12 protein-coding genes and 1 pseudogene are annotated in these 23,044 nt (G+C 65.0%); 4 read left to right on the top strand and 9 right to left on the bottom strand.

Annotated elements, in window-relative coordinates; translation table 11 throughout:
• Positions 1-113: 113 nt before the first annotated feature.
• Entirely contained in the window at positions 114-944 is an 831-nt protein-coding gene (locus tag EOINJALH_RS08845; RefSeq protein ID WP_088279989.1) for a hypothetical protein, read from the bottom strand.
• 678 nt (positions 945-1,622) lie between these two features.
• Entirely contained in the window at positions 1,623-3,116 is a 1,494-nt protein-coding gene (gene istA / locus EOINJALH_RS08840; RefSeq protein WP_088279996.1) for an IS21 family transposase, read from the bottom strand.
• Positions 3,117-3,241: 125 nt separating this feature from the next.
• Here istA and EOINJALH_RS08835 point away from each other — a divergent pair.
• A pseudogene (locus EOINJALH_RS08835) lies at positions 3,242-3,850 on the top strand (IS3 family transposase); the annotation flags it as partial.
• Positions 3,851-4,329: 479 nt separating this feature from the next.
• Here EOINJALH_RS08835 and EOINJALH_RS33465 read toward each other — a convergent pair.
• The 5 genes from EOINJALH_RS33465 to EOINJALH_RS33300 all read right to left on the bottom strand — a co-directional run bounded on the left by EOINJALH_RS33465 (position 4,330) and on the right by EOINJALH_RS33300 (position 16,143).
• Positions 4,330-5,793, bottom strand: a complete 1,464-nt coding sequence (locus EOINJALH_RS33465) for a c-type cytochrome (protein WP_404872747.1) — start codon at positions 5,791-5,793, stop codon at positions 4,330-4,332.
• A 4-nt stretch (positions 5,794-5,797) separates the two neighbouring features.
• Positions 5,798-6,289, bottom strand: a complete 492-nt coding sequence (locus EOINJALH_RS08830; protein ID WP_158219700.1) for an SCO family protein — start codon at positions 6,287-6,289, stop codon at positions 5,798-5,800.
• Between the two features lie 131 nt (positions 6,290-6,420).
• Positions 6,421-6,969 carry an SCO family protein gene (locus tag EOINJALH_RS31650; RefSeq protein ID WP_158219699.1) on the bottom strand — a complete coding sequence of 183 codons (549 nt, stop codon included), beginning with the start codon at positions 6,967-6,969 and terminating at the stop codon, positions 6,421-6,423.
• Between the two features lie 4 nt (positions 6,970-6,973).
• Complete coding sequence (locus EOINJALH_RS31645; RefSeq protein WP_158219698.1) at positions 6,974-8,743, bottom strand: hypothetical protein; 1,770 nt, start codon at positions 8,741-8,743, stop codon at positions 6,974-6,976.
• 128 nt (positions 8,744-8,871) lie between these two features.
• The gene (locus EOINJALH_RS33300; RefSeq protein WP_144289939.1) at positions 8,872-16,143 is read right to left on the bottom strand and encodes a cupredoxin domain-containing protein; all 7,272 of its coding nucleotides are present in this window, start codon (positions 16,141-16,143) and stop codon (positions 8,872-8,874) included.
• A gap of 460 nt (positions 16,144-16,603) precedes the next feature.
• On the opposite strand from EOINJALH_RS33300, the gene EOINJALH_RS33460 reads away from it, so the two are divergent.
• Both EOINJALH_RS33460 and EOINJALH_RS08810 read left to right on the top strand, forming a co-directional pair.
• Positions 16,604-16,996: a c-type cytochrome domain-containing protein gene (locus EOINJALH_RS33460; RefSeq protein WP_088279985.1), complete on the top strand. Its 393-nt coding sequence runs from the start codon at positions 16,604-16,606 to the stop codon at positions 16,994-16,996.
• Positions 16,997-17,253: 257 nt separating this feature from the next.
• Entirely contained in the window at positions 17,254-19,398 is a 2,145-nt protein-coding gene (locus tag EOINJALH_RS08810; protein WP_088279984.1) for a prolyl oligopeptidase family serine peptidase, read from the top strand.
• A 511-nt stretch (positions 19,399-19,909) separates the two neighbouring features.
• On the opposite strand, the gene EOINJALH_RS08805 is transcribed toward EOINJALH_RS08810, so the two are convergent.
• Complete coding sequence (locus EOINJALH_RS08805) at positions 19,910-20,527, bottom strand: DUF3313 family protein (RefSeq protein WP_088279983.1); 618 nt, start codon at positions 20,525-20,527, stop codon at positions 19,910-19,912.
• 81 nt (positions 20,528-20,608) lie between these two features.
• Entirely contained in the window at positions 20,609-21,745 is a 1,137-nt protein-coding gene (locus EOINJALH_RS08800) for an Acg family FMN-binding oxidoreductase (protein ID WP_088279982.1), read from the bottom strand.
• Positions 21,746-21,842: 97 nt separating this feature from the next.
• Here EOINJALH_RS08800 and EOINJALH_RS08795 point away from each other — a divergent pair, with 97 nt between their 5' ends.
• On the top strand, positions 21,843-22,844 hold the full coding sequence (locus EOINJALH_RS08795) for an AraC family transcriptional regulator (RefSeq protein ID WP_088279981.1): 1,002 nt from the start codon (positions 21,843-21,845) through the stop codon (positions 22,842-22,844).
• The last annotated feature ends 200 nt before the right edge of the window (positions 22,845-23,044 follow it).

The following is a 23,044-nucleotide window of genomic DNA, read 5'->3' as shown; positions in this document are numbered from 1 at the left end:
CGCGCCACCTCCGGTGCCGCATCTTGAAGCTAAAGCTGACCGGCTGAAAGCCGGTGGTTTCAACCCTGTGACGGACAATGAACGGGCACGAGGTGACTCAGCCGCTGTCGCACTCAGAGCCCCATGAACTGGACGATCGCTTCGGCGGCCGGAGCGACGAGCGCAAAAAAGTTGTGTGGTGAGACACGCCCACAAGCATCACCCACTGGGTTGTCGCCGGTCATGACCTTGGCCTCGCGGCGCGGGCTGCTCGAGAAGCCGGCCAACAGGCTCTTGGCATCGTCGACGGGTGACATCGGGCACCGGTCATCCTGATTCGCCAGCACCAGCACAGGCTTGTCGACGCCGCCAATGACCATGCTGGCCACGCCTGCCGGACGCTGCTGGGCCCAGTCGCCCTGCGCGGCGCCAGGCCGTGTGACAGAGGAGACCAGCACCAGCCCGCTCACCGGCGACGGCTGGAGCACGGCCAAGGCCACCGCCGAAATGCTGCCCTCCCTGCTGCCGATCACCCAGACTGGCAGCGAGGGCGCTAAGCCGGTCTGCCTTCGCACCTGGTCGAGCATGGCCGCGGCGACCAGGGCCGACTGCTCCCGGTCCGAGGCCGTCATCTGCTGGCCGTTCACAGTGTCCAGCGCGATGACCGCCACGCCACGCTTGAAGAAGTGGTTCCGCGCGCGCATCAAGAAATCGAACAACCCCAGCTGATTGAGTATGACCATGCCCGTGCTGCCCGACAGGCCTATCGCGCCGCTGTCACCTGGGTACAGGATGGCCACGGCTTTCGGCTGGTCGGGCACCATGACCATGGCCTTGACCTCGCGCGCAGCGTCCAACCTGAGCGCCAACAGCTGCTCATCCTGGACGGTCGCGTCACGAGCCAACGCGCAGGTCTGGGCAATCGCCAGCCCGCACAGAAGGAGAACGCGGTAGAGCCGGGGCATCGGATGTCCTCTAAATCAAAGTCCTTTAACCAGAGCACCTGCGCCATGCAACAGCTCCACACGATCAGCGCACGAAGAGCCTGGTGCTATGGCGGGCCGTCTATGCACTTGCCGCAGGCAAGATCGACCCGGTCAAGCCAACAGACCTGAACTGCACCCTGGTATGTTTCGCCCATCGCTTGGACCTTGAGTGCAGCTTAGGCCGGCGCCGCCAGGGAAAATTGCGTTACCGCAAGGCCCGAGTCGGCCTTGCCGCAGGGAGACTCCATGCGTTGGAGAGAGCTGCCACGGCAGGCTGGGCCACAGGCGCGCTGGCAACGACCGTCGGCGAATATCGGTACAAGGTCGGACGCGAAGATGGCAGACCACAGGCCGGTCTCGGCCTGCAAGGCGGGCACCGGCCGAGAATGCAGGAGGGGGCCTCGCTGACGTGGCATCCGACGCGGGCAACATGGTCACGCGAACGGGTGCGACGTCGCCCGTGACCCTGTCCCAGTTTTTCGAACCGTTCGGTAACAGAGACGACCGGCATGATGAAGGCCCGTGACGGCCAGGAGCATGTCGTGAGGAAGAGCAAGTCAGCCCACAGCCGCTTGATGGTGGGCAGTCGCAACTCCGTCAGCATGATCGGCACCGCGGCGCCGGAGCTGGCGGCATCGGTTGGGGTGACGGCGCTGGTCATGCCGCCTCCAGCAGTTCGTCGTACACCGCCGTCGAGGGCAGTTCCACCTGAACGTCGGGCATCGTCGGCGGCCGGGGTGCGAAGCGCTCTCGCAGCGCGTCGATGTCGGGCAACTCGTCGTGAGCCTGCAGCGTGACCAGCACCCCGGCGAGCTCGGCCACGACGTTGGCCCGGTCGGCCAGGTCCAGCAGTTCGACCATCAGCCGGCACGCGGCGCGCTCGGGCAGCTTCGCGCTGATGCGCTCCCAGGCCTGGGCGTACTCGCTGCGCGGGAACATCGCATCGCGCAGCACCCAGCGGGCGAAGGCGCCGGGCTTGCGCTTCAAGCTGGGCAGCATGTGGCGCCAGTCGATCTGCCGAGGGTGGCGGTCGGCGGCACTGGCGTGCAGCCGCTCGCACTGGAAGACCTTCACGCCGCCCAGCCAGGCGTCCAGGTGTGTGCTGTGCAGCCGCACCTTCAGCCGATGGCCTGCCAGCCGGGACGGCACGCTGTAGAGCACGCTCTTGGCGCTGAACACGCCGAACTTGCTCACCCGCGCGTCGATCTCCTCGAAGTCGGTCGTGCGCCGAGCCGGCAGCGGCTTCAGGCAAGCGCGCTCGGCCTCCCAGGCACGGGCGCAGCGGGCGTTGAGCCGGCGCACGGTCTCGGCCACGAACTGCTCGTAGACGGCCAGGTCGGCGAACTCGCGGCTGCCGCGCAGCAGCAGGGCCTGGTCCAGCCCCTTCTTCAGGCTGCCCTGGCGGGCCTCGATGGCGCCGTTCTCATGGCTGACGCCGGTGTTGTTGCGCGTGGGGCGCAGCCCGTAGTGCTCGCACAGCGCGTGGTACCGCGTGGTCAACTCCTCGCGCTCGGCCAGGTTGTTGAACGCCGCCGACAAGCTGTCGGTACGGTGCTCCTCGGGCACGCCGCCGGCCATCCACAGCGCCTCTTGCAGCCCGGTGGCCAGCGACTGGAAGCTCTCGCCACCGAGCACCACGCGAACGTGACGCCAACCGCTGTGGGCCAGGGCGAACTGGTACAGCCGGTGCGGGAACGCCAGGCCGCCCAGGCTGATGTCGAGCTCGTCGGCCACGGTGAAGTCCGACAGCCCCAGCCGGCCCGGCGGGTGTTCCTGAGCGAAGTAGATCTCGCGCTCTTGGCCGTGCTCGGCGCGCCACTGGCCAACACGGCGCTGCAGCGTGCGCAGCACCGCGTCGCCGAACCGGTCAGGGTGCCGGCGTTGCAACTCTTCCAGCAACGTCACCGCCATCAGCGAGGGCGCCCCTTCGAGCATCGGCACCACCTCGCTGTTCCACACCTCGGCCAATGGATCGGCCCGAGTGCGCCAGTGCCGCGGCGGGCGTTGCGAGGGCAGCACCAGCGCCGATTCCACACGACGTGCACTAGCCACGCTGATGCCCGTCTTGGCGGCCGCCGCCTCCTGGCTGTGCTCGCCCCTCAATGCCTTGTACTTGTTCACCTGTAGGTCCGTTATGCGTCTGCCGGGCACCGTGGCCGCCTTCCTGTCGAAGGCAATCACTGTAGAAACCCGACCGCAAAACGCACCCCGGCGGTGTGCGTCAACCGCTCACGATAGTTGTCGCTGAGCGCTCAAGGTAATTGTCGGCCGCCAGCCTGTCCCTGCGGCTCAAGCGCCCACGGCGCAACAAGGCGGCCAAATGGCGCCAGCCCAAGCAGTTGTGCGCGGCCATCAACGAGCTGTGGAGCATGGACTTCGTCTCCGACGCGTTGTTCGACGGACGCAAGCTGCGCATGCTGACGGTGGTCGACTGTTTCACCCGGGAGTCCTTGGCGATCGACCTGGGCCAGAGCCTCAAGGGGGAAGACGTGGTGCAGACATTGAATCGCATCTGCGCGGCCCGAGGCCTGCCGCAAACCATCAAGACCGACAACGGCAGCGAGTTCATCTCCAAGGTCATGGACCGCTGGGCATACGAACGGGGCGTCGAGTTGGACTTCAGTCGACCAGGCAAGCCGACAGACAACGCACGGGTGGAAAGCTTCAATGGGCGGCTCCGACAGGAGTGCCTGAACGCACACTGGTTCTTGTCTTTGGAGGACGCCAAGGCCAAGATCGAGGCTTGGCGCAAGGACTACAACGAGAGCCGCCCCCACTCCGCGCTAGGATGGACCACACCCGCAGAATTCGCCCGCCGCTGCCGGTTGCAACCGGCAGCGGCGACCCCTGGAGAGCCGGAAATTTCTACTTCTGAGCGGTACTGAGACGGGTACAGGGTCATTGACCCGGACTTCCGCATTTACGCTGGTACGGCTACAGGGGGCAGGTCAGACTTTCCAGTGCTTCAAGGCGAATCTCCGATGACAGGGGCGCGCCCTGGACTCGCTGGACCAGCGAATATCGGATTTCGGATGATTCCTCCCTCGTATCAGGCGCAGCTACGCTGGCGCTAAGCTCATTTGTGTCGCAGTTCACGTATCGGCGTGCCGCTCAATTCGCTCATTCCAGTTCGACAGCAGCGCAAAACCCAACGTCAGCATCGACCGACCGTTCACCCCACTTGCAGGCCTCGAACGGGTGGCGTTCGGCACGCATCAAATAGCCTGCCGTCCTCAGAAGGGGAGTTCCCATAAAATGTACCGTCGTGAGCGGACGGCGAACATCACCAGCGATGCCCATTGCCGCTGCGTCGGTGGTGTCGCAATCCAACCGCAAAGGCCAGGCCTTTTCTGCCAAACATGGCTCACCGCGTGTCGGGCGGATTGTCGCTGGCCACTGCCCGGTGTCTGCCCACATTGACCTGAGGCGATACAGGTATGGGTCGGGCGTTCTGCCTGAACTCGACAACTGTCCATGCCGCCGATGCTCCATATCCTTCGGGATCATCTAGCGGGACGTGCCACTCCCAGCCGCCTTTGTCACGCAACCGGCCGGTCCGGCCGACTGTTGATGACCATCGATCTCGAGTCAGCGTCTCGACCTCGGTCAGTGTTGCTGCGGTCGTCATGCATGTTGCCTCGGCCCATCGTTCCGTGAGCCCTCTGGCAGGCGCTCCGGGGTATGGGCTGGCCATCCACCACTTTGCGTTTTCGCCCGGTCTGGAAGGCACCCCAACCGGAACCAACCACCAACCAGGTCCGGGCAGCTGCTGCTCATCGAGCCAGAGGCCAGCTTGCCCGTTCGGAAGAATCGGAGACGGTAACCGCCGCCAACTCGGCCTCCGGCCAGTGTCTTGCTCGATGACGGCTGCAACCTGGTCAAGCGCTGACCAGAGAGCCGCACCGCGTTCGCCAGGACCGCTCCATACCCATAGGGGCTCCTTCTGGGTCCCGGACAACATCCAGGTCTGGACAAGGGCCGCCGTCCGTGGAAGTACGCCGCCGAACAGCCATTGCGCAAGGTGGTGACTCGAAGCTTCGGGATCGGAGACGATCGGAAAAAGCGCCGTCAATGGTCCACCGTCGGCCTTTGATGTGTCGATGCTCGGTCGCCAACCTCGCCAAGGTGGCGCCAGCACCGCAACGACTTCCGGCCTCTTCTGCCACAGCACCCACTGGCGTGTCGCCTGCTGCGCGTCGGAGACTTCGGCGACTTCGATCGTTGCACGATCCTTGAGCCGATCGGTGAGACACGCAGTCAGCAAGCGGTGGACCTCCTGCTCAAACGCCGGCGCGCCTGCATCCCTCATGCGCAAAAGGGCAAGCGTCGGTTTCGCTGCGATCCTCGGCTGGACAGTCAGTGTCCTGAGATGTTGGCTCAACGCCTCGAACTGTGCATCGTCGAGATCAAATCGCGGCATTGCTGCGGCAAGCCGTCGTCCGTCAGCTGAGTGCCCGTGGGCCAAGGCAGTCCTCAGGCGAACCCGAGCTGCCGCCAACACATGCTCGTCAGTCGATGACCACTGGGGCCAGCGCAGGTCCGGTGCCCGCAGGTACCCTTCCCCGCCTCCCGCCCCGGTGAACCCATGGCAGTTGGCGCAGGCCACGGCTGGCCCTCGGAGCACCCAACTGCCGTCTGCACCAGCCCTCGCAGACAGTTGGCGGGGCGATGTGCTCGTGTCGGCATCGACGCCTACTCCACGCTCAAAGAGCGATCGGCCATCTTCCGCGCGGACAGGTTCACTCTGGCATCCAACGACGGCCACGAAGGTAGCCAGAAGCAGGCTCGACGCCGAGCAGTGACGTCTTCGGATGCAGGCCGCCTGCATGGCGTCACGAGGGGGCAAGGAACCGCGACAGTTGCTGGACCATGTCCTGCGGACCTCCATCCGGTCGAAGTTTGCCCCAGTGCCCGACGGCCGCGCGCCCTGCGATGAGTCCGGTCTGGTGTGCGTCCGGTTCGTCAACCCAGAGACCCAGTCGTGACAACACGCGTTGCACATTGTCCCGTTTTCCACCAAGAAAGCGCCAGCCCGGACCGTCTGCGCCCTGACGCTGCGCAAAGCGCTTGAGTTCGTCAGGGCCGTCGCTCAGAGGGTCAACGGTGATCGACAGAAACCAGATGTCCTTGCCGAAACGGACACCCAAGCCATCACGAACTCTCGCCAACTGCTGAGTCAGCAACGGACAGGCCGACGAGCAGCCGACGAACGCTGCGTTGATCAAAACCGCCCTTGGTGCCAAGAGGTCAGAGAAGAACACATGTGACTGCCGGTCTTGATCGACCAAGGGGGTGTCTGTAAACCACCCCTTGGCACGTGCCATGCGCTGCGCCGGCTCCGTTGCTGGATCAGGCATCGCGTGAACAAATGACAGTGGGCTCGCAATGAAACCCAATGCGCCCGCCGTAACCAACGACCGCCTTGTCGGAAGCCCAACGTCCACCTTCGCCCCCGTCATGGAGAAAGCCTCCCCGGTGTGCCTAACGCAGCCTCCAACTTTGCGAGAGACGGCAGCCCGACGATCCGCCGCGGAGAACTCGCCGTTCCTGCAAGCCACAACGGTGCGTGGTCGCGCGGATCACCCCGATCTGCACCAAGTGCCTCCAAAGTCTTGAACATCGCGTCCGGCCTCCCAGTCAACCACCACCAGTGTGGGCCCGGCTCGAAGGTCCGTGCGAAGGACTGCAGGCGAGGCGGATCATCGTTCAACGGGTCGATGGACAGCGAGATCAGGACCACCTCCCTCCCGAGTCGCGCACCCAGTTTTGCTTGTAGCTGCGCCAACATGGCCGACTGAATTCCGCAAAAGCTCGTGCAGGTGGTAAACACAAAGTTGACCAACGCCGTCCGGTCGCGCCAGACGTCACTTCGCAATCGCACGGCCTGACCGTCGCGATGAAGCAATGTGGCGTCAGGAACACTGATCGTTTGTGCAAGACTGGCCTCCGCCAACCCTGCAGCTGCAAGCGCTATGCATTGCCGACGGTTCAAGGAGGGCTGCATGCCGTCACCTCCGGGCCGCAGATCGAACGAAGCTCGCATAGGCCCACTGCGCGCCGGAGCCATCGGGTGGCTTTGGATGAACATACCAGAGGCCCTCGGCCAAGTCCGGTAGTTCCGCCTGGTAGCGGCCTTGCCCCCGCGCGTGGGCAACAACATCGAGCCCAGCAGATCCGGGCTGGAACAATCGCACCTGGACGGCACCTGGCAACGAGCGTTCTGGCGTGCCTTCGATTCGGAGTGCCAGTGTGGTCCCGGTGACGGGAAACCCGTCCCACGCGAGTTGCCACTCTGGGGCCGCAAGGGGGCTGGCTGGAGCCAGGGTGACAGAAGCGCACTGCCGCATCCGGGGCGCATCGGTGGCAACGGCGACGACCAGTCGATTGGCAGCAGGCAGGTCGACTTGCATTTCGTATGTGCCAGGTGCGCCTTCGCGCAAGCCTCGGCGAGCCACTCGTACGGCACGGAGTTCGTGACCCCGCGCGGAAACACTGCCTGCCGCGGCGTTCATGCCTTCCATGTAGAAGTAGACCGCGTTGTCCCCGGGGCTTGCCACAAAACTCCCGCTTCCGTCGATCATTGGCGCCAATTGGGCAGCGAGCGGCAGGTTGGCAGAACGACCAGGTGGCCTCTCCCCCATGGCAATGCTCTGAACCCTCGGGGTACCAGACAAGGACGGTATGGCAATCAAAGAAACAGCTTCGCTATCCAGGGCACGTATGTAGGCGTAGGACGAGGTCGCTCCGATCTGGAATGGCCTCCCACTCACTGGAACTGTCTGAGCATGACGCCAAGCCGGCAAGTCGATCACATCAACTTTGTGGGCTGACGGGTTTGCGACCAAGAGCCATCGACCGTCGGGCGTCAGCGCCATCGGGCCGATTCCTGGCTTCAGCGGCATTGATCCGACAGGCTCGCCCCGGTGATCGAAGCTCCACAAGTTCCCTTCTCGCGCTTCCACGACGACGAAGCGGCGCGACAGGTCATCGAACAGAACGCCCAGCAGTTGTGGCGGCGCTTGTCCCCTCATGGGCACTGTCTGGCGGCGGACCACCTTGAGTGTGGATCGGTCGATGAAGACAACATCGGCTGCATCGCGTTGGGTCACGGCTGCCCAGCCCGCAGGGTCGAAGGCTACTTCGGCATGCCCCCGGCCCAGTGGCAGCCAGTGCTGCCGAAACGGCGGGACCGGATCGATCACGGCCATACCGCCAGGGTCAGATGCTTTGTCGGCTTGGGCGACCCCTACCCAAGCCCGTTCGGAGCCAGGCTCGACTCGAACCCGTCCTGGACGACCTGCAAGCGCAACCGTTTGAAGCGTGCGCATCTGTGCGAGGTCGGAAACCGAGACCGCATTCGCAGCCGGAACGCTGACCCAGAGGAGGCGATCGTCCGCAGAGGTCGCCCAGTCAAAGCCCGGGCCAGGTAGCGGCAACGATGCTTTGAGGCTGGTCTTGCCCGCAAACTGGGTGCGGGGATCAAGCACCGAGATGCTGGCGTCGGCGTTGAGTGTCAGAACGTCGTACCCATTGAGGTCCAGCAGCGCTTGTGGGTTGATGCCTGTGCCGCGGGCATACCGCGCGATTCGCCGCTGGCAGGTTGACAGGTCTTCTGCTGCCGCATCAGAACCGTCCAGCACGTCGAACCAAACGCCAGGCAGAACGCGAGGCAGCGGGCTGCCATCCTCGCTACTCGTCAACACAACCCGCAGCCGCGCCAGCGCTCCCGCCTGCAAACCGTTGACCGTCAGGGCGTCAAGGGTCAGGGCTACCGTCACTCCATCCTGCTTCAGCGTATGGCTCCAGCGAGAGGCGGCCGGCGCCGCCACCGCAGAAGCCGCTGCTACGCACAGCATCGCGGCAGCTAGCCACACACTGCCCGGAGCACAACGCAAGCCCTCTCTGGTCAATGACATGCCGTACGCAGACCCTTGCGCAATGCCACCGGAATCGAAGCTTCGGAGACCCGCATCACCGACCAAAGGCCGCTGGTTACCCCGAAACCACCGATATCGCGCATCACGTAGTCCCCTGGCAAGCCATAAGTTCCACCTGCACTCTCGAGCAGCCAATCAAAGTGCGCCATCGGCGTCACACTGTCCTGGGCGCCAATGTGCATCGCCAGCGCATTGCGGCCTTCACACTGGCTCGCCACACCATACTGCGCCGGAACTGTTGCCGGGAGCGGCTGGCCGCCGGTCAGGGCTAGCGCGGGACCGTTGAAAACCGGCATAGGAATAGGCGACGTTCGCTCAGCAAGGTAGGGATCGCGATGCCATCCATGGCCATGAAGCGCCATCACACTGGCTCGACCGACGCCGGTGGGCATCAGGACTCGCACTCGTGTTTCCGCCATGGCCGGCACCTTGAAGATCGGTGTGTATGGCCCTGACGTTGGCGAGGACGTCGACTGCGAAGGCTGCAACGGGTTGGTGGAACAACATCCGTCGGCAAACGCCTCGTATGCGAAGCCGAGGCCACCCAGACCAACACCGGGCAGGCCACTGTTGCTGGCATTCGGCCCGTGACCAAACGGCGAAGATGGGTCGATACCGAATCGGTACCAGAGCGGCTCGCTGCCATAGTTGATCGCCATCTGCCCAGCGTCGTGGGCATCCTCTGGCGCGATGGAATTCGGCGGCACCACAGTCCCTTCGCGTTCGGCCGCGAGTGAGCCGACTGCAGACGAGAGGCCGGCTATGCGCTTGCCATAGCGCATGTTCAGTCCCTTCTGGTGGACTGCGACCAGATCTCGGAAGAAGCGCCAGTCGCCGGTCTGAGCGCCCTGCACCTTCGCAGGATAGAAGACGTGGGCAGTCGCTCGGCTGGTGCGCGTGGCACCCGGAGCAACGCCAGGGTTCTGCCGGTCGAGTGCCGTGTCGTCAATGGTCTCCCACCAAAGGCTCTTCTCGGGCTCGATCACCAGCGCGCCCACAGCGGCCTTTTGTCCCTGCTTGATCCGGTCTGGGGGCGTCAGGTTGGTTCCACCGAACTCGATGGCAGCGAATTGGCACTGTCCACCCAGCTTGGCAGGCATCACGAGACGCGTCGTCGACGGCATCAGTGGAGCGCGCTCCCGCCCGCGCTGCCACGCGAATGCCACATCATGTTGCTTGCTGCCCAACGCATCGTCATCCAGTTCGGGGACCAGGTAGGCAATGCTGGCCGACAAGCGTTGCGCAATGAGCGTGCTCTGACTTGCTGTGAAGAGGCTGCCGTCCAAACTACGCCTCAGGGCACGTTCTATCGGCACTCGGGTTGCCTTGGCGCACGCTTCGCGCCGGTTCAAGGCCTCCACGGCACTGAACGCAGCTTCGGGTGGATACGTCGGCGCCGCGTCCTCGGTCGTGGGTGTGACAGCGGCCACCCCAAGTGAGGTGAAAAGCCCGGATATGGTTCCGGCAACCTCACCTGGCAAGGGCACTCGAAGTGGATCGCCACGCACGGCCGCTTCCAGGCACAGCACGACTTCCGGCTCAGCAGCAAGTGCCTGCAAGCTCCTGAGCAGCAGGCCATCGAACTGCGGGGCGGTCAACCCCGACGGGGGCGCAGCGCTGACGATCAGGTCGGTTCTGGTAAGCGACGGCTGCAATCGCCTGAGCGTGGTGAGTGCGGTCGCCGTGATCGACAGATTGCGCGGTTTCACAGCGCGCAGGGTCAATGCCTGCGCATCACTCGGAGCGGGTGACGAAGCGTCCTCCTCAAAGGGTGACAGCAGGCTTTCAAGACGGGCGAGCAGAACCTCTGTGGTGAAAAGCTGATTGGGTGGACGCACGAGTCGCGGCCCATCGACCGTTTCCCTGATGTGCTCACGCAGCTGATTGACGAGCTCATAGCCGCCCGCGGCTCCGGCATCAACAGTGCACTGCTGATCCTTGAATGCCTGCTGAGCGGAGAAGCTGAGCTCGCCGGCATACCACTTGTAGGTGATGACATGGCCCGGACTGACGAGTGACTCCCGATTGGCGCCGACCACGGTGCCGTCGTGCATCTGGACGTCGTACTGCACCATTTGCGGATGCAGGCCGATGTGATTGGACGGGCGCACTCGGTTGTTGTTGAACGACGTGTGCTCGGTTGAACCAGCCGTCATCTTCTGTGGCATCAACATGCTTAGCGTGGTAAAGCCCGCCAGATCCGGCATGGCGCCACGACGCAAGGGAAGCCAGTTCTCAAGCGTCACCTGCACGCATTCCCCGGCGGCTGCCCGCAGCACGACAGGCTCAATCGGGGCACCAGGTTTCAGCTGCCGTTTGGCCATGTCGATGTCCTGCTTCCGGACAATGACGATCGCCGTGGGATCGTGTAGCGGCCCAATACCGAAGTGCTGGGTGCTCTTCACGACTGCGCGCTCGTCCACTGGGGTGAGAGGGTCGTCCGCCTCATGGAAGACGTTGAGTGTCACCGTGGTGGTTCGAGGGTTGTAGACCAGGGTGCCGCCGAGCGCATCCACACCGCCGACGGAGCGTAAAGTCACGTTGGCGGCCTTGGGCAACAGCCGGTTGGCCAAGCCGGCAACCAGGTTGTACTGCCGAACCGGCGCATTCGCCGGACAGTCATTGCGGCGCATTGCCGCATCCTGTGGAGCGAACAGTGTCGGCAGCGGATTTGCGGGAAGAACCACCAGTCGATCCTGATCGTCACGGAAGTTGGGCTGCTTATCGATGGCCGGGTTCCTGCGCTCCAGCGTGCGAATCAATCCCCAAGCGCCATTCCAAAGTCCGTCCTGACTGCCGTCCGTCGCGTACAGACGGTCCGTGCTGTTGACGCGATTCGAGCTGAAATAGTCGGTGATTCGAGTGCTCAGCGTGAACTGCTCAGACAGGCCGATGTTCTGCGCGCCCCGCCAGCCCGAATGCGGCGCCGCGCCAAATCCGCTGCCTGCCTGGAGCCACTTCAGGCCGTTGATCGATCCGGTGTGCTCGTGCTCATGCGAGCCAGCCTGAATCTTGATGCGAACAAGGTCTCCCGAATAAGCTCGCAGCAGCGGCGTATAGGGGTCGCCCGGCCGAACATCGTGTGTCAGTGGCTCATAGGGGCTCTCGCCCTTCACATCATTCAGTGCGGCCAACTTTCGATCGGTGCGCGACTGGTATGCGAAGGCCAGATCGCCGCTTCGGCCGCTGGCCTGTGAGGCCTGGGCGGTGGTGAGATCATGAACCCGCTGACCATCCAGATTCATGACGCGCGCGGCGATCGGCTCCTGACGGTAGTTGACCACCAAAGTGCCGATGTCGTCGGCGGAGATGACCTCGGGGCATGGCCGCGGCACGTCGACCTTCAGACCTCCGGCAGCGAATGACTCGATCGACCCGTTCGCTGTGCGCCGCTTCAGCGTGAACTCCTCCTTGCCGCCTGGGCAGGTCGCAGGGAGCGCCACGACATCAGGGAAGTTGGGAGAGGCTGGCTTTCGGAACGAAGGAGTCACCGCCTTGCGGAACGCTTGGGGGTTGCCGGCGTCTGCCTTGGACACGACGATGCCCAGTTCATTGACACCTCGGAACTCATCCTTTCGATAAGCATGTTGGAAGTCGCCGAACTGCAGGAAGAACTCGCGGTGCGACTCGTGCAGTTTCTCGTCCGCAGAGCGGATCACCGCCTGCCAGGTCGTGGGTCCGCCGTCGCATCGACCCGTGGAGGGTGCGCCTGGCACGAACTCCTTGCTGCAATCGGTGCCCGCCACGTCCCGGCTGTAGAGTAGTTCTCCGGACTCGTTGTGCACCCAGGTGGACCCCGGCGGCTCGGTCAGCATCGTCGCGTAGAGGCCCACCTGCTGGTGCGTGGACGGCCCGAGGTGATCATGGGTGAAGGTAATGCCAAGCCCGCGGTGCTGCTGTTCCTTGTTGATGACGGGGTCCGAAAACCACCGTTGAATCGTGGTGCGGGCTCCGAGCCAATCGCACACACCTGGTCGTGCCAGACCGTCGGCAGATTCGTTGTTGAACGCCTTGTACCCGGCTGTCATCCACGCGTCTTCACACGCCTTGGCGTCTTTCTGGAAGGGGCCGCCCCGCCCGAAGAAGTAGTGCGCCCTCGGCCGCAGTTCATCGGTTGGCGCCACGGCGGGTTTGCTCGGATCAAAGGCGGGCTGCCCGGCAGCATAGGGATTGGGTACACGAGAGGTCGGATTCGCCGCGTTCCATTCGTTGATGGCGTGGATGCGGCCGCGCACCATGCCCGGCGAGAAGGTGCCATCCTCGTAGTTCCAGCCGTTGGCCGACCCGTCTGCCGACGGAAGATCCCACTTGGGCAGGTGGATGTGCTGTCCGATGATGTCGGTGGGTGTGCGCACCTGGTAGTCGTCCATTTCGAACTCTTTTGGCACGAGATTGGTGTGCAGATATCGTGCGCAATCGAAGGTGTTCATGCGCAGCACCAATGGTTCCGGGGGTCTGGGGGCCTTGACATCGGCCGCGCCCGGCAGCTTTCGAAATCCGGTGGCGAGTGTCGGGTCCACGTCTTCCCACAGCGTCAAGATCCGCTGTTGTGGGTAGTGGTCGCCGAGTTTGTTGATGGTGACGTCAAGTTGAATGTTGGCGCCCTTGTAAATACGCGGCGTGTCTGCATTGAAGGGGCTGGACCCAGTCAGGCTCAGACCGTCGGCCCCGAAGAAGCGCCCGGTCAATCCTGCGGACAGTCGTTGGCGTTGATCGTCCACGCAAGGATCGAAGAACGGTGCCCCCGCTTCCGGCTTGCCCCCGTTGGTAACGAACGGGGCTCCGACTTGCACAGCGCCACTGGGCATAACCGCTACGCTTACATGCGACTTCTGCGCATGAAACTTCATGACGACCTGCTCAACGTCGGTGCCCGCTTCAGGAAAGAACTTCGGCTTCGCGAGAGTTTCCTTCTTGCTGGCGTCCAGGCGTGTGAAGGTATCCAATGACTTGCTCCCGGCTGCGTAGCCTTCGACCACGTGGCGCGGCACACCACCGTCGGTACCGCCCACACTGGCCAGCATGTCCAGTGGAGGGGTCGGTGGACGCGAGCCGACCGTGTCTTCGATGCCCGCAATCCAGAAGGGGAAGCCCGGGTTGCGATCGCGGTCACGAACTCGGGCCAGCGACCCGATCGGCCGTCCGTCCGGCAGCTTCCTGGGATTGGCCACCACTTCGACCTGCGCCGGCATCAAGGCGAGTGCCTTGCCCGGCAGCGGCACGATGGCCGGGATCGGCGTGCCTGCCACAATCTCGCCGTCCGGGAGGGCTCGCCCGCCTTTCGCTGGAGTGCCGTCGGCCAGCGCGTAGGGTGTCTTGTGAAATCCAGGCTGGCTGGCGTCCCCGCTGACTTGGAGAGGCGTTCCAGCCTCGAAGGTGTCATGAATGCGCCACAGGTACCACATGCCCTGCGCGAAGTGTGGGTAGTAGTGGCAATGGAAGACTGCGTCGCCTGAACTCTTGTTGCGGTTACCAGATCCACCGAAGGCGATCTCGTAGGTGTACCCGGATCCTGGCCCGATGGCCTGCGCGTCGATGTAATTCGAGTTGTCGTCGTTGGGGTTGAACAGCCACTGGTGGTTGTGGAGGTGGAAGATGTGTTGTTCCTTGCCCGTGTGCAGGTTGCGGAACTTGACGAAGTCCCCCAGGTAGCTGTGGTGAACATTCGCAGGGTCGTGGGGGTAGAAGACCTTGGTGGCCTTCGGCCCTGTGAGCGGCAGGCCAGGCATTCTTGCGGCGAGGTCCTTAGCAAGGCGCTCGAGTTGGGACTGCACGCCGCTGGCTAACGCGCCATGCATGCTCAGGCCGACCAAGTCGGGACCTTCGAGGGCGCCAGGAACAAGTTGTTCGAGGCCGAGGTTTGCCGGGCGGTCCACGAGAAGTGCCGGATCGCCAACGGTGAACGACGACAGGAAGAATTCTTCGAAGGCGCAGTCGACGCAGTCATGCATCGGGCCAACCTTGAGCCTGTTGGCGACGACCTCGGCTCCCACACCGCCGCTGCCGTAGTTGATCATGAAGGCGTCGCGCACCCCATGCAATGTGTGCTTCAGGACCGGGTGATCAAAGATGCCCGGAAATGCCTGAGCAGCGGCATTCTCGTCATGGAACACGCTGACGAACTCGCGAAACGGCTCCAACCTGTTCGGCAGGCTGGGGTTGGTGACCCCGGTCGACTCGATCGGGTACGTGCTGCGCGGAAAGCTTCCGTCCTTGTTGGGCCCTAGCACGATCGCATTGATGTCACCGTGAACAAGGGTCCTGGTGCCGGACCGAACCTGCTCCATGGCGAGGATTGGAAGCCCGGCTTTCCCTTCGTCGGCCCATGGCGAAGTAGCTGGGTAGATCGCCTCATAGTCAATGATCGGCTGGCCCAGCTTCGTACAAGCACGCTGGGCATCGCGTTCACAAGGCACTACGGGTTGCCCCACCAGCGAAGGATCGCCCAGCATTCGTGTGGCCAGTCGGAGTTCTTCCTCGGTCACCTGTGCGCGGTACGCGCGTCCGCCCACCGGCTGTACTGCAATGGCGCCAAACAGGCCGGTCCCGCTGGTGCCGGCGGTGCCTTCACCGCCGAAGGCGGCGCCCGGGTTCGTGACCAGGAACGTACCTTCGGCCGGCGCGAAAAACGTATACCTTCGGGTTTGTCCGGATGCCGCCAGGCTGCTGGCGTTCCTACCGACATGAGACGCGTCGGACGCAATCGAACCGACCAATTCGAGGCCGTTCGGGTGAAAGCCGACGGGCCGGCTGGCAACCTGATCGTCGATGTCCATGTTTGGATCATCGGAGCGATGGTCCATGGGATGGCCAGCCGGCAACAGCGGGCTCTTGTGGGCTTCGAAGGGGTTGGCGATGCCCGTCAGCAGATTGGTGAAATTGACCTGCAAGCAATGGCCCGCCGGAACACGAAGCACCAACGGACGAGGGCGAAGATCAGGCCGCAGGGTGACCTGCTGACTTCGCAGCAGGGTGCGGGCGTCGAGCAGATCGCCGGTCGAGAGCGGTCTGGGCTGCTTTCCGGCCGATCGCACCACCAGATCGTGGCGCAAGGCAAACATCTGCCAGTTGACGTTCTGCGCGCCCAATCGGTTGAACACCATGGGCATGTCCAGGGCCACGACATCGGCGACCACTGTCGTGTCGGCGTCACAGGTCCTAGGTTGAGCCCAAGCCGCCTGGGAAACGATCCCGGACGCCACCAGTCCGATCAAAGCCGGAAAAGCTCGAAGCTGAATCATCGGATCTACCTCCCTCTGGCCGCGGTACCGCGGTTCTCAGGTAGGGTATTTAATTACCATTCCGGCCATTCGTCATCATCAATTTCATCACTATGGTTAGGGGGTACTCGGGCTGCTTTGCGGCAGTCATAGGGGGATGAAGTGAACAGGACACTTGTGCAGAGTGGGTTCAAAGTGGCCATCAGTCTTCCGGTGGCGTCAGCTGCTTTGGCGCAGGTGGGCGGCACACCGACGCACGCGGACGTCGCGCCGCTTCTGACACAACGTTGTGTGGTCTGTCACTCGGGCGATTCGGCAGCAACTGGGTTGCGACTCGACAGCTTGGTGCCATCCTGAGGGGGAGCAACAGGGGTGCGGCGATCAAGCCGGGCGACGCCGGCAACAGTGAACTGATCCGCCGAGTCAAAGGGATCAGCCAGCCGCGCATGCCTATGACCGGACCGCCTTTCCTGAGCCAGGAATGGGTCGCGAGGCTGGAGAAGTAGGTGAACGGTGGTGCGCCCGAGGGGCTGCCAGTCTGTCCGCGCCTCCACTATTGACGGCGCCGGTTACGACGGACAATGTCACCTGGGCGCACGTCGAGCCAGTGCTAGCACGTCGATGCGCGAAGTGCCATACCGACAACGGGCAAATGGGCGCGCCTCCTGAAGGCTACCGATTGACCTCTCACGCCGCCACGATTGATTCTTCGGACCGCGCACGTGTCGTTCCTGGCCGCCCTGAGGCCAGCGAATTGGTCCGTCGCATTCGTGGTCAAGCGCGTCCGCGGATGCCCTCTGCGTCAGCTTCTTGGCGCGATCTTGTACTCACGTTGTCGGTTATTTGCCGACGGTGGCGACAGGCAGGTTCCTAGCATTCCGTCTCGTCGATGTCGCGGCGGAAGCAACCGGTCACCAGAGGGGCGCCCCACGGAGGTATGCACCACAGGTAGGCGGCTCACAGTGTGATTGATACACGCCGCTGCGCGTGGCGCACCGCAGCCCTTGGGTTCCGGCAGGCGCAGAATCAGCCCCGCCGCGCTCGTGCGGCGCTAGCGCCCGCGCCTCGACGGGGTCATCACAGGCTCTGCGCGACGGTCGCTTGGGGGTATGGCCAGTGAAGGGAGCCGAGATGAGACTGTGGCCTGGGGTGGTGCTGGGGGCGAGTGTGGCGGCACTGGCCGCCCCGCCGGTGGCTGAAGTGCAGGACGTGCCCACGGTGCATCACGGCACCACCGTGCACGACCCCTATCGCTGGCTGGAAGACGTGCAGTCGCCGCGTGCGCAGGCCTGGATGCTGGCGCAAGGTGATGCCACGCGCGCCTTGCTGGACCGCATCGACCAGCGCGGCGACATCCAGTCGCGCCTGACCGAGATCAGGCGCAGCACTGGGGACAGCGTACGCGGCCTGATCCGGATGCCGGGTGGCCGCCTGTTCTACCTCAAGCGCGACGTGGGCGAGAACCAGTTCAAGCTCGTCATGCGCCAGGGCCTGAACGGCACGGAGCAGGTCTTGGTGGACCCTGCCGTGGAGACCAGGCGCACGAAGGTGCCGCACGCCATCAACCACTTCACGCCCTCGTGGAACGGGCGCTACCTGGCCTACGGCATGTCGGCCGGCGGCTCGGAGCAGGCGTCGCTGTCAGTGCTGGACCTGAAAAGCGGCAAGACCCTGGGCGAGCCGGTGCCGCGCGTGCTCTCACCCGCACACTGGCTGCCTGACAGTCGCGGCCTGCTGTTCAATCAGCTGCAGGCCAAGGCGCCCAATGCGCCCGAGACCGAGGTCTATATGGACAGCCGCGTGTTCCTGCTGCGGCTGGCGGCGCCGGGCAAACTGGTGCCGGTGTTCGGCCGCATCGACACGCCGGAACTGGCGCTGGACCGGATCGATTCCGGCGAGTTGATCACCGCGGCCGGCAGCCCCTGGGTGGTGGCGCGCACCACCGACACCACGGTACCCGAGGGCAAGCTCTTCGTCGGCCCGGTGGCGCAACTGGGCCGCCCCGGGATGGCTTGGCGCGCCATCGGAGAGTCAGCCGACAAGATGCAGGACGTGGCGTTGAAGGGCAACCGCCTCTTCGTACTGACGCGCGCCGGCGCGCCGCGCAACAAGGTGGTGGCGGTGGACTTGGCACGCGGCACCTTGACGAACGCGCCCGAGGTGGTGGCCGAGCCGGCCATCGGCATGCTCGAGTGGATGATGCCCACGCGCAGCGGCCTGCTTGTGGGCCACCGCACGGGCACCCTGGTGCAAGCGCGCCGCCATGTCGATGGCGACCGAGCCGGCCAGGCCGTGGTCATGCCAGCTGCCGGCGCGGCCTGGCCCACGGGCGCACCAGCGGCTGACCATGACGATGTGATTCTCGCCTTCTCGGGTTGGACCGAGCCCGCCCGCCACCTGCGCTTGCAGGGCCAGCGGGCGCTGCCAGTGTCGTTGCGCAGCGTGGAGCCTGCGGTGCAAACGACACCGGTGCGCGTGACCGAAGTCGAGTATGCCAGTCACGACGGTGTGAAGGTGCCGATGACGGTGCTGCACCGTGAGGGCCTGGCGCTGGACGGCAGCCACGCAGTGCTCCTGGTCGGCTATGGCGGGTACGGCATCTCGATGACCGCCGGCTACTGGCCCAGCTATATTGCCTGGATCGAACGCGGCGGCGTGGTGGCCATTGTCAACGTACGCGGCAGCGGCGTGCACGGCGAAGCCTGGCACCGCGCCGGCTTCAAGCAGACCAAGCCCAACACCTGGCTCGATGGTGTGGCCGCGGCGCGCTGGCTCATCGCGCAGAGCTACGGCTCGCCCACGACGATGACGGCCATGGGCACCAGCGCCGGCGGCATCTTCGTCGGCCGCGCCACCACGACCGCGCCCGAGCTGTTTGCGGGGGCGGTCTATGACGTGGGCGTGCTCGACGCCGTGCGCTTCGAGGATAGCGCCAACGGCAGCACCAACATCTCCGAGATGGGCACGGTCAAGGACCCGGGCGAATTCAAGGCCTTGTTGGAGATGAGCACGTACCACCAGATCAAGGATGGCACCGCCTACCCCGGCGTGCTGCTGGTGCACGGCATGAACGACCCGCGGGTCGATGTGTGGCACAGCGCCAAGACCGCGGCGCGGCTGCAGGCCGCCAGCGGCAGTGGCCGGCCCGTCCTGCTGCGGCTGGACTTGCAGGCCGGCCACGGCATCGGCAGCACCGCCAGCCAGGCCGACGCGCAGCAAGCCGACATCCAAGCCTTCCTGCTGTGGCAGGCCGGCAAGCTCAAGCTGAAGGACTGATGTCCGACCAGCGGCCCACCCGTGCCGCCGCCAAGTCTCGACTGCGGCTGTGCATGCAGCGGCGGTGACCTCGGACGGTCTCCAGCCGCGCGCTGCGCCTCAATCGCCTCGTGTGCCGCGTACCTGTGTGTGCCTACCGCTACGGGGCCACCTTCGGGGGTTCAGAAAGGGGTACGTTTTTCGGAGCCAAGGTCAGACTTCAGTGCAGATGCGACCGGCCGCTTCGGGGCGTTGCGCTCAGGGCCGCGGATGTCGCAGATGGCTTGGGATGGTGAGCTGAGTGCTTCGAAAACTGGCCGCTCAGCCTGCGGCGGATCGATTGGCCGGTGTCGGCGTTGACCGCGAACTGGTAGTCCCGGCCATCAGCGGTCCTTCGCGACGCGCTCGAAAATGCGGCCTCGCCATGCCGGCGAAGGTCAGCTTTCCGGCGACGACCTTGAGGGCCGCTTTGGCCCGACCCGGCCAGGAGCGGTATCGCTGACTGTATGAATGCTGGCGCGCCAGCGACTATTCAACGGGAGGCCAATTTGGCAGCCACGCTGGCCGGCTGCAGCAACGCAGCGAAGTCAACCGCTGCTTTGCGCAGCGCGATTTCGGCCGGTGCCAACTTGCTGAAGCGGGCCTCAATGTCGCTGAGCGGTGCGAAATAGCCCAAGCGGAGCGCGGCCAGTTGGCGGCCAGTCAGGCGATCGACAGCCTCGATTTCAACGGCAGCGCCGCCGCGGTCCAAGGGGCCGATCAGCAGCAACGTGCCCACGGTGTTGAGGGCTGGCGAGACGGTCTCCACCCGCGTGATGGCGGCGCGGATCTGCGCTGGCCGGCCCTGCGGCGAAGCCGGCAGCGCCTGCACGCCTTGCTGCAACTCGCGCTGGAGTTGCGCCAGCAGGGCGTCGCGCTCGTCGTTGCCGATGTCGCTGCGCGCATCGACGCGCCAGACGACTTCGGAAATCGACACTTGCGCAGGATCGATGGCCCGTGCCGCGGCCCGGCTGGCCGATGCTGCATCGGGTGCCTCGGCCAGGGCGCTGTAGTCGCTGAGATAGCCGCTGTGTGCGGTGGTCATGACGGTACTGCAGACCGACAGGGCGGCGATGGTGGCGATGGCGATGATGGTTTGGACGGATTTCATGAAGGACACCAGATTGGGGTGATCGTGAACATGGAAGCAGAAAGGAGCCGCGTGCAAAGCACGGCGCAAAACTCTGCAGACTCAGGCGCGCACGAGCCGGCCCAGGGGGCGTCGTGGCGCCGGCTCAGGGCGCGCGGCATAGCCCAGTCGCACGAACATCTGCACGCGCGCCGGCTGTGCCACGCCCACTTCGGCGTGGAACCGGTCGTACAGCGTGGACATCGCCTCGAACTCCTGCAGCACCTGCGAGTTCGGGTGGATGGCCAGCCCCACTTGCGCTGCGGCCAAGTCGGTTCGCATGTAAGCGCGACCGGCCTCGATCTGCGTGCGCCGGCTGTTGTCGGCGCTGCTCAGCCAGGCCCAGGCATGCGTGTGCGTGGCGGCTTCGGTCGAGCTGTCGATGGCCGTCCTGGCAGCGACGCCATCGGTCCTGCGCAGCGCCTCGGGGCTCAGCATGCCCAGTTGTCGACCGAACCAGGCCATGGTGCCGGTGACGGCAACGCCCGAAGGTTCGGCCGCCACCGCCGCAGCGCCGACGCGCATGAAGTTGGCGCTCTCCGTCCACGTGGCCGCATTGCCGAACTCCACGCGGTAGCCGGCGATGGCCAGCTCACGCAAGCGCTGCACTTTGGTGGCGTCGGTGCTGCTGCGCAGCGTGATGCCTGGGCGGGCAGCCGCGGCGGCCAAATGCAAAAGCGCCTGGGTGTCGGGCACCTTCGCGGTGTAGGGCGCGCGGTTGGTGCGGCGCAGTGGCACGGCGGCGAAGAGCGGGTCGGGCTGCACGCTGGCATCGGCGCTCAACCTCACGGTGGCAAAGGGCCTGGCATCCACGCCGCCGGCGGCGTACTCGCCTTCGGGCAGCAGCGTCACCTCGGCGCGCTGGCCCTGCTGGGCAGCGGCCTGGCACAGCAGTTCCAGGAAGGCACCACAGCCGATCAGCACCTGCCGGTGGGGTGGGTCGGTGGCCGGCAGCAGGCGCTGCAGGTCCACCGACAGGCGGATCAGGCCGGGCTCGCGGATATCGGCCACCCAGCTCTGCAGGTTGTGCGGGTTGGGCGCCAGCAGTGCCCAGGACAGCGCGCGCAACCGAGGGTCGGTCTCGGTGGCGCCGGGTGCCAGCCACGGCGCCGTGGCCGTGGACGGCATCGCATCGCAGCCCGGCAACGCGATCACCGCGCCGCCTGCGGCCAGCACCAGCATGAATGAGCGTCGTTTCATTGCTCTAAGCTCCAGGTCCGTTGTCGATGGAGCCAATGTATGAATCGGTTCATCCGCCGGCTTGCCATCGCGCGCCAGTCCCTGAACATCTGGCGCCATGCCTGAAGCACCGGCCTGGTTGCCCGCGCTCACCCTGCGGCTGCAGTTGCAGGGCCTGGCCACGCTGGGCCTGGACACCCGGCGCGTGCATGCGCGCCTGGGGCCGTTGCCGCAAGCGCCAGACGCGCTGGTGCCGGTGCAGGCCTACCTGGACATGTGGGACGAGGCCGAGCGCCTCTATGGCCAGCCTGGCCTGCCCAGCGCGCTGGCCCATGCCATCCCCTTCGGTGCCTTCGGCGCACTGGACTACCTGGTGGGCAGTGCTGACACAGTGGCCGGCTGCTGCGATTCAGCGGTTCTGCACTTCGCGATGGTGTCCAGCGACACGGCGCTGGAGATCGACCTCCTGGACGACGGTGTGCGTGCCTTGCGCGTGCGCGCTCTGGGGCCGCTGCCGGATCAGGCGCTGGAATTCACACTGGCTGCGCTGTTCAGCCGCCTGCGCTATGTCAGTGGCGGCACCTTCGCACCGCTGTTGCTGGGGCTGCCGTTGGCGCGGCCGGGCAACGACGACGTCCGCTCGCGCCTGTTCGGCCTGGAGCCTACGTACCAGCACCCGTGCGCCGAGATGCTGATCGACGCCGCAATATGGCACCTTCCAACCCACAGTGCCGACGCCTTCCTGCACGCCACGCTCAAGGGCATGGCGGCGCAGTTGCAGCTGGCTCAAGCGGGCGACTCGACGCTGGAGCGCGCCCTTCGAGTGCGCCTGCGCGACGCGCTGGCACAGGGCCGCGCCGACGCCGCACGCATGGCCGAACTGCTGGGCGTGTCCGAACGCACGCTGCAGCGCCGGCTGGCAGACATCGGCCGCAGCTTCAGCGACGTGGTTGAGGAATTCCGCCGTGAGGAGGCCGCCCGACTGCTGGCCATGCCGGGTTTGCAGTTGGTCGAGGTGGCCAGCCGGCTTGGCTATGCCGAGCAAACCTCGTTCACGCGTGCCTTCCGACGCTGGACGGGCATCACGCCAGGGGCTTGGCGGGCCGGACAACGGGTCTGAGCTGCAAGGCTTCAGCGCTGACAGGAAGTGCGACTGGCTGCTGGCCACAAGAGTAATGTCGGGTTTGAAGTTCAGAACCAAGCCCTGCCAGGCGTCGCTGGGGCGGCGACATGCCGGACGGACGATCGTGTCCCATCGCGTGGTGTAACTCCACAGCCCGGACAGGCTGAGATGCACGCGGTGCTCAGCGCTGTACAGCT

Origin of the sequence: Ideonella sp. A 288 (assembly GCF_002198735.1) — a bacterium.
Lineage (GTDB): Bacteria > Pseudomonadota > Gammaproteobacteria > Burkholderiales > Burkholderiaceae_C > Pseudaquabacterium.
Note: the sequence above shows the minus strand (reverse complement) of the source record. Positions and strands in the feature narration are given on the sequence as shown.

Excerpts from the sequence above, each read along its gene's own strand:
- EOINJALH_RS08845 (WP_088279989.1), bottom strand. The coding sequence starts at position 944 with ATGCCCCGGCTCTACCGCGTTCTCCTTCTGTGCGGGCTGGCGATTGCC.
- EOINJALH_RS33465 (WP_404872747.1), bottom strand. The coding sequence starts at position 5,793 with ATGCAGGCGGCCTGCATCCGAAGACGTCACTGCTCGGCGTCGAGCCTG.
- EOINJALH_RS08830 (WP_158219700.1), bottom strand. The coding sequence starts at position 6,289 with ATGGCACGTGCCAAGGGGTGGTTTACAGACACCCCCTTGGTCGATCAA.
- EOINJALH_RS31650 (WP_158219699.1), bottom strand. The coding sequence starts at position 6,969 with ATGCAGCCCTCCTTGAACCGTCGGCAATGCATAGCGCTTGCAGCTGCA.
- EOINJALH_RS33300 (WP_144289939.1), bottom strand. The coding sequence starts at position 16,143 with ATGATTCAGCTTCGAGCTTTTCCGGCTTTGATCGGACTGGTGGCGTCC.
- EOINJALH_RS33460 (WP_088279985.1), top strand. The coding sequence starts at position 16,604 with ATGGGTCGCGAGGCTGGAGAAGTAGGTGAACGGTGGTGCGCCCGAGGG.
- EOINJALH_RS08810 (WP_088279984.1), top strand. The coding sequence starts at position 17,254 with ATGAGACTGTGGCCTGGGGTGGTGCTGGGGGCGAGTGTGGCGGCACTG.
- EOINJALH_RS08805 (WP_088279983.1), bottom strand. The coding sequence starts at position 20,527 with ATGAAATCCGTCCAAACCATCATCGCCATCGCCACCATCGCCGCCCTG.
- EOINJALH_RS08800 (WP_088279982.1), bottom strand. The coding sequence starts at position 21,745 with ATGAAACGACGCTCATTCATGCTGGTGCTGGCCGCAGGCGGCGCGGTG.
- EOINJALH_RS08795 (WP_088279981.1), top strand. The coding sequence starts at position 21,843 with ATGCCTGAAGCACCGGCCTGGTTGCCCGCGCTCACCCTGCGGCTGCAG.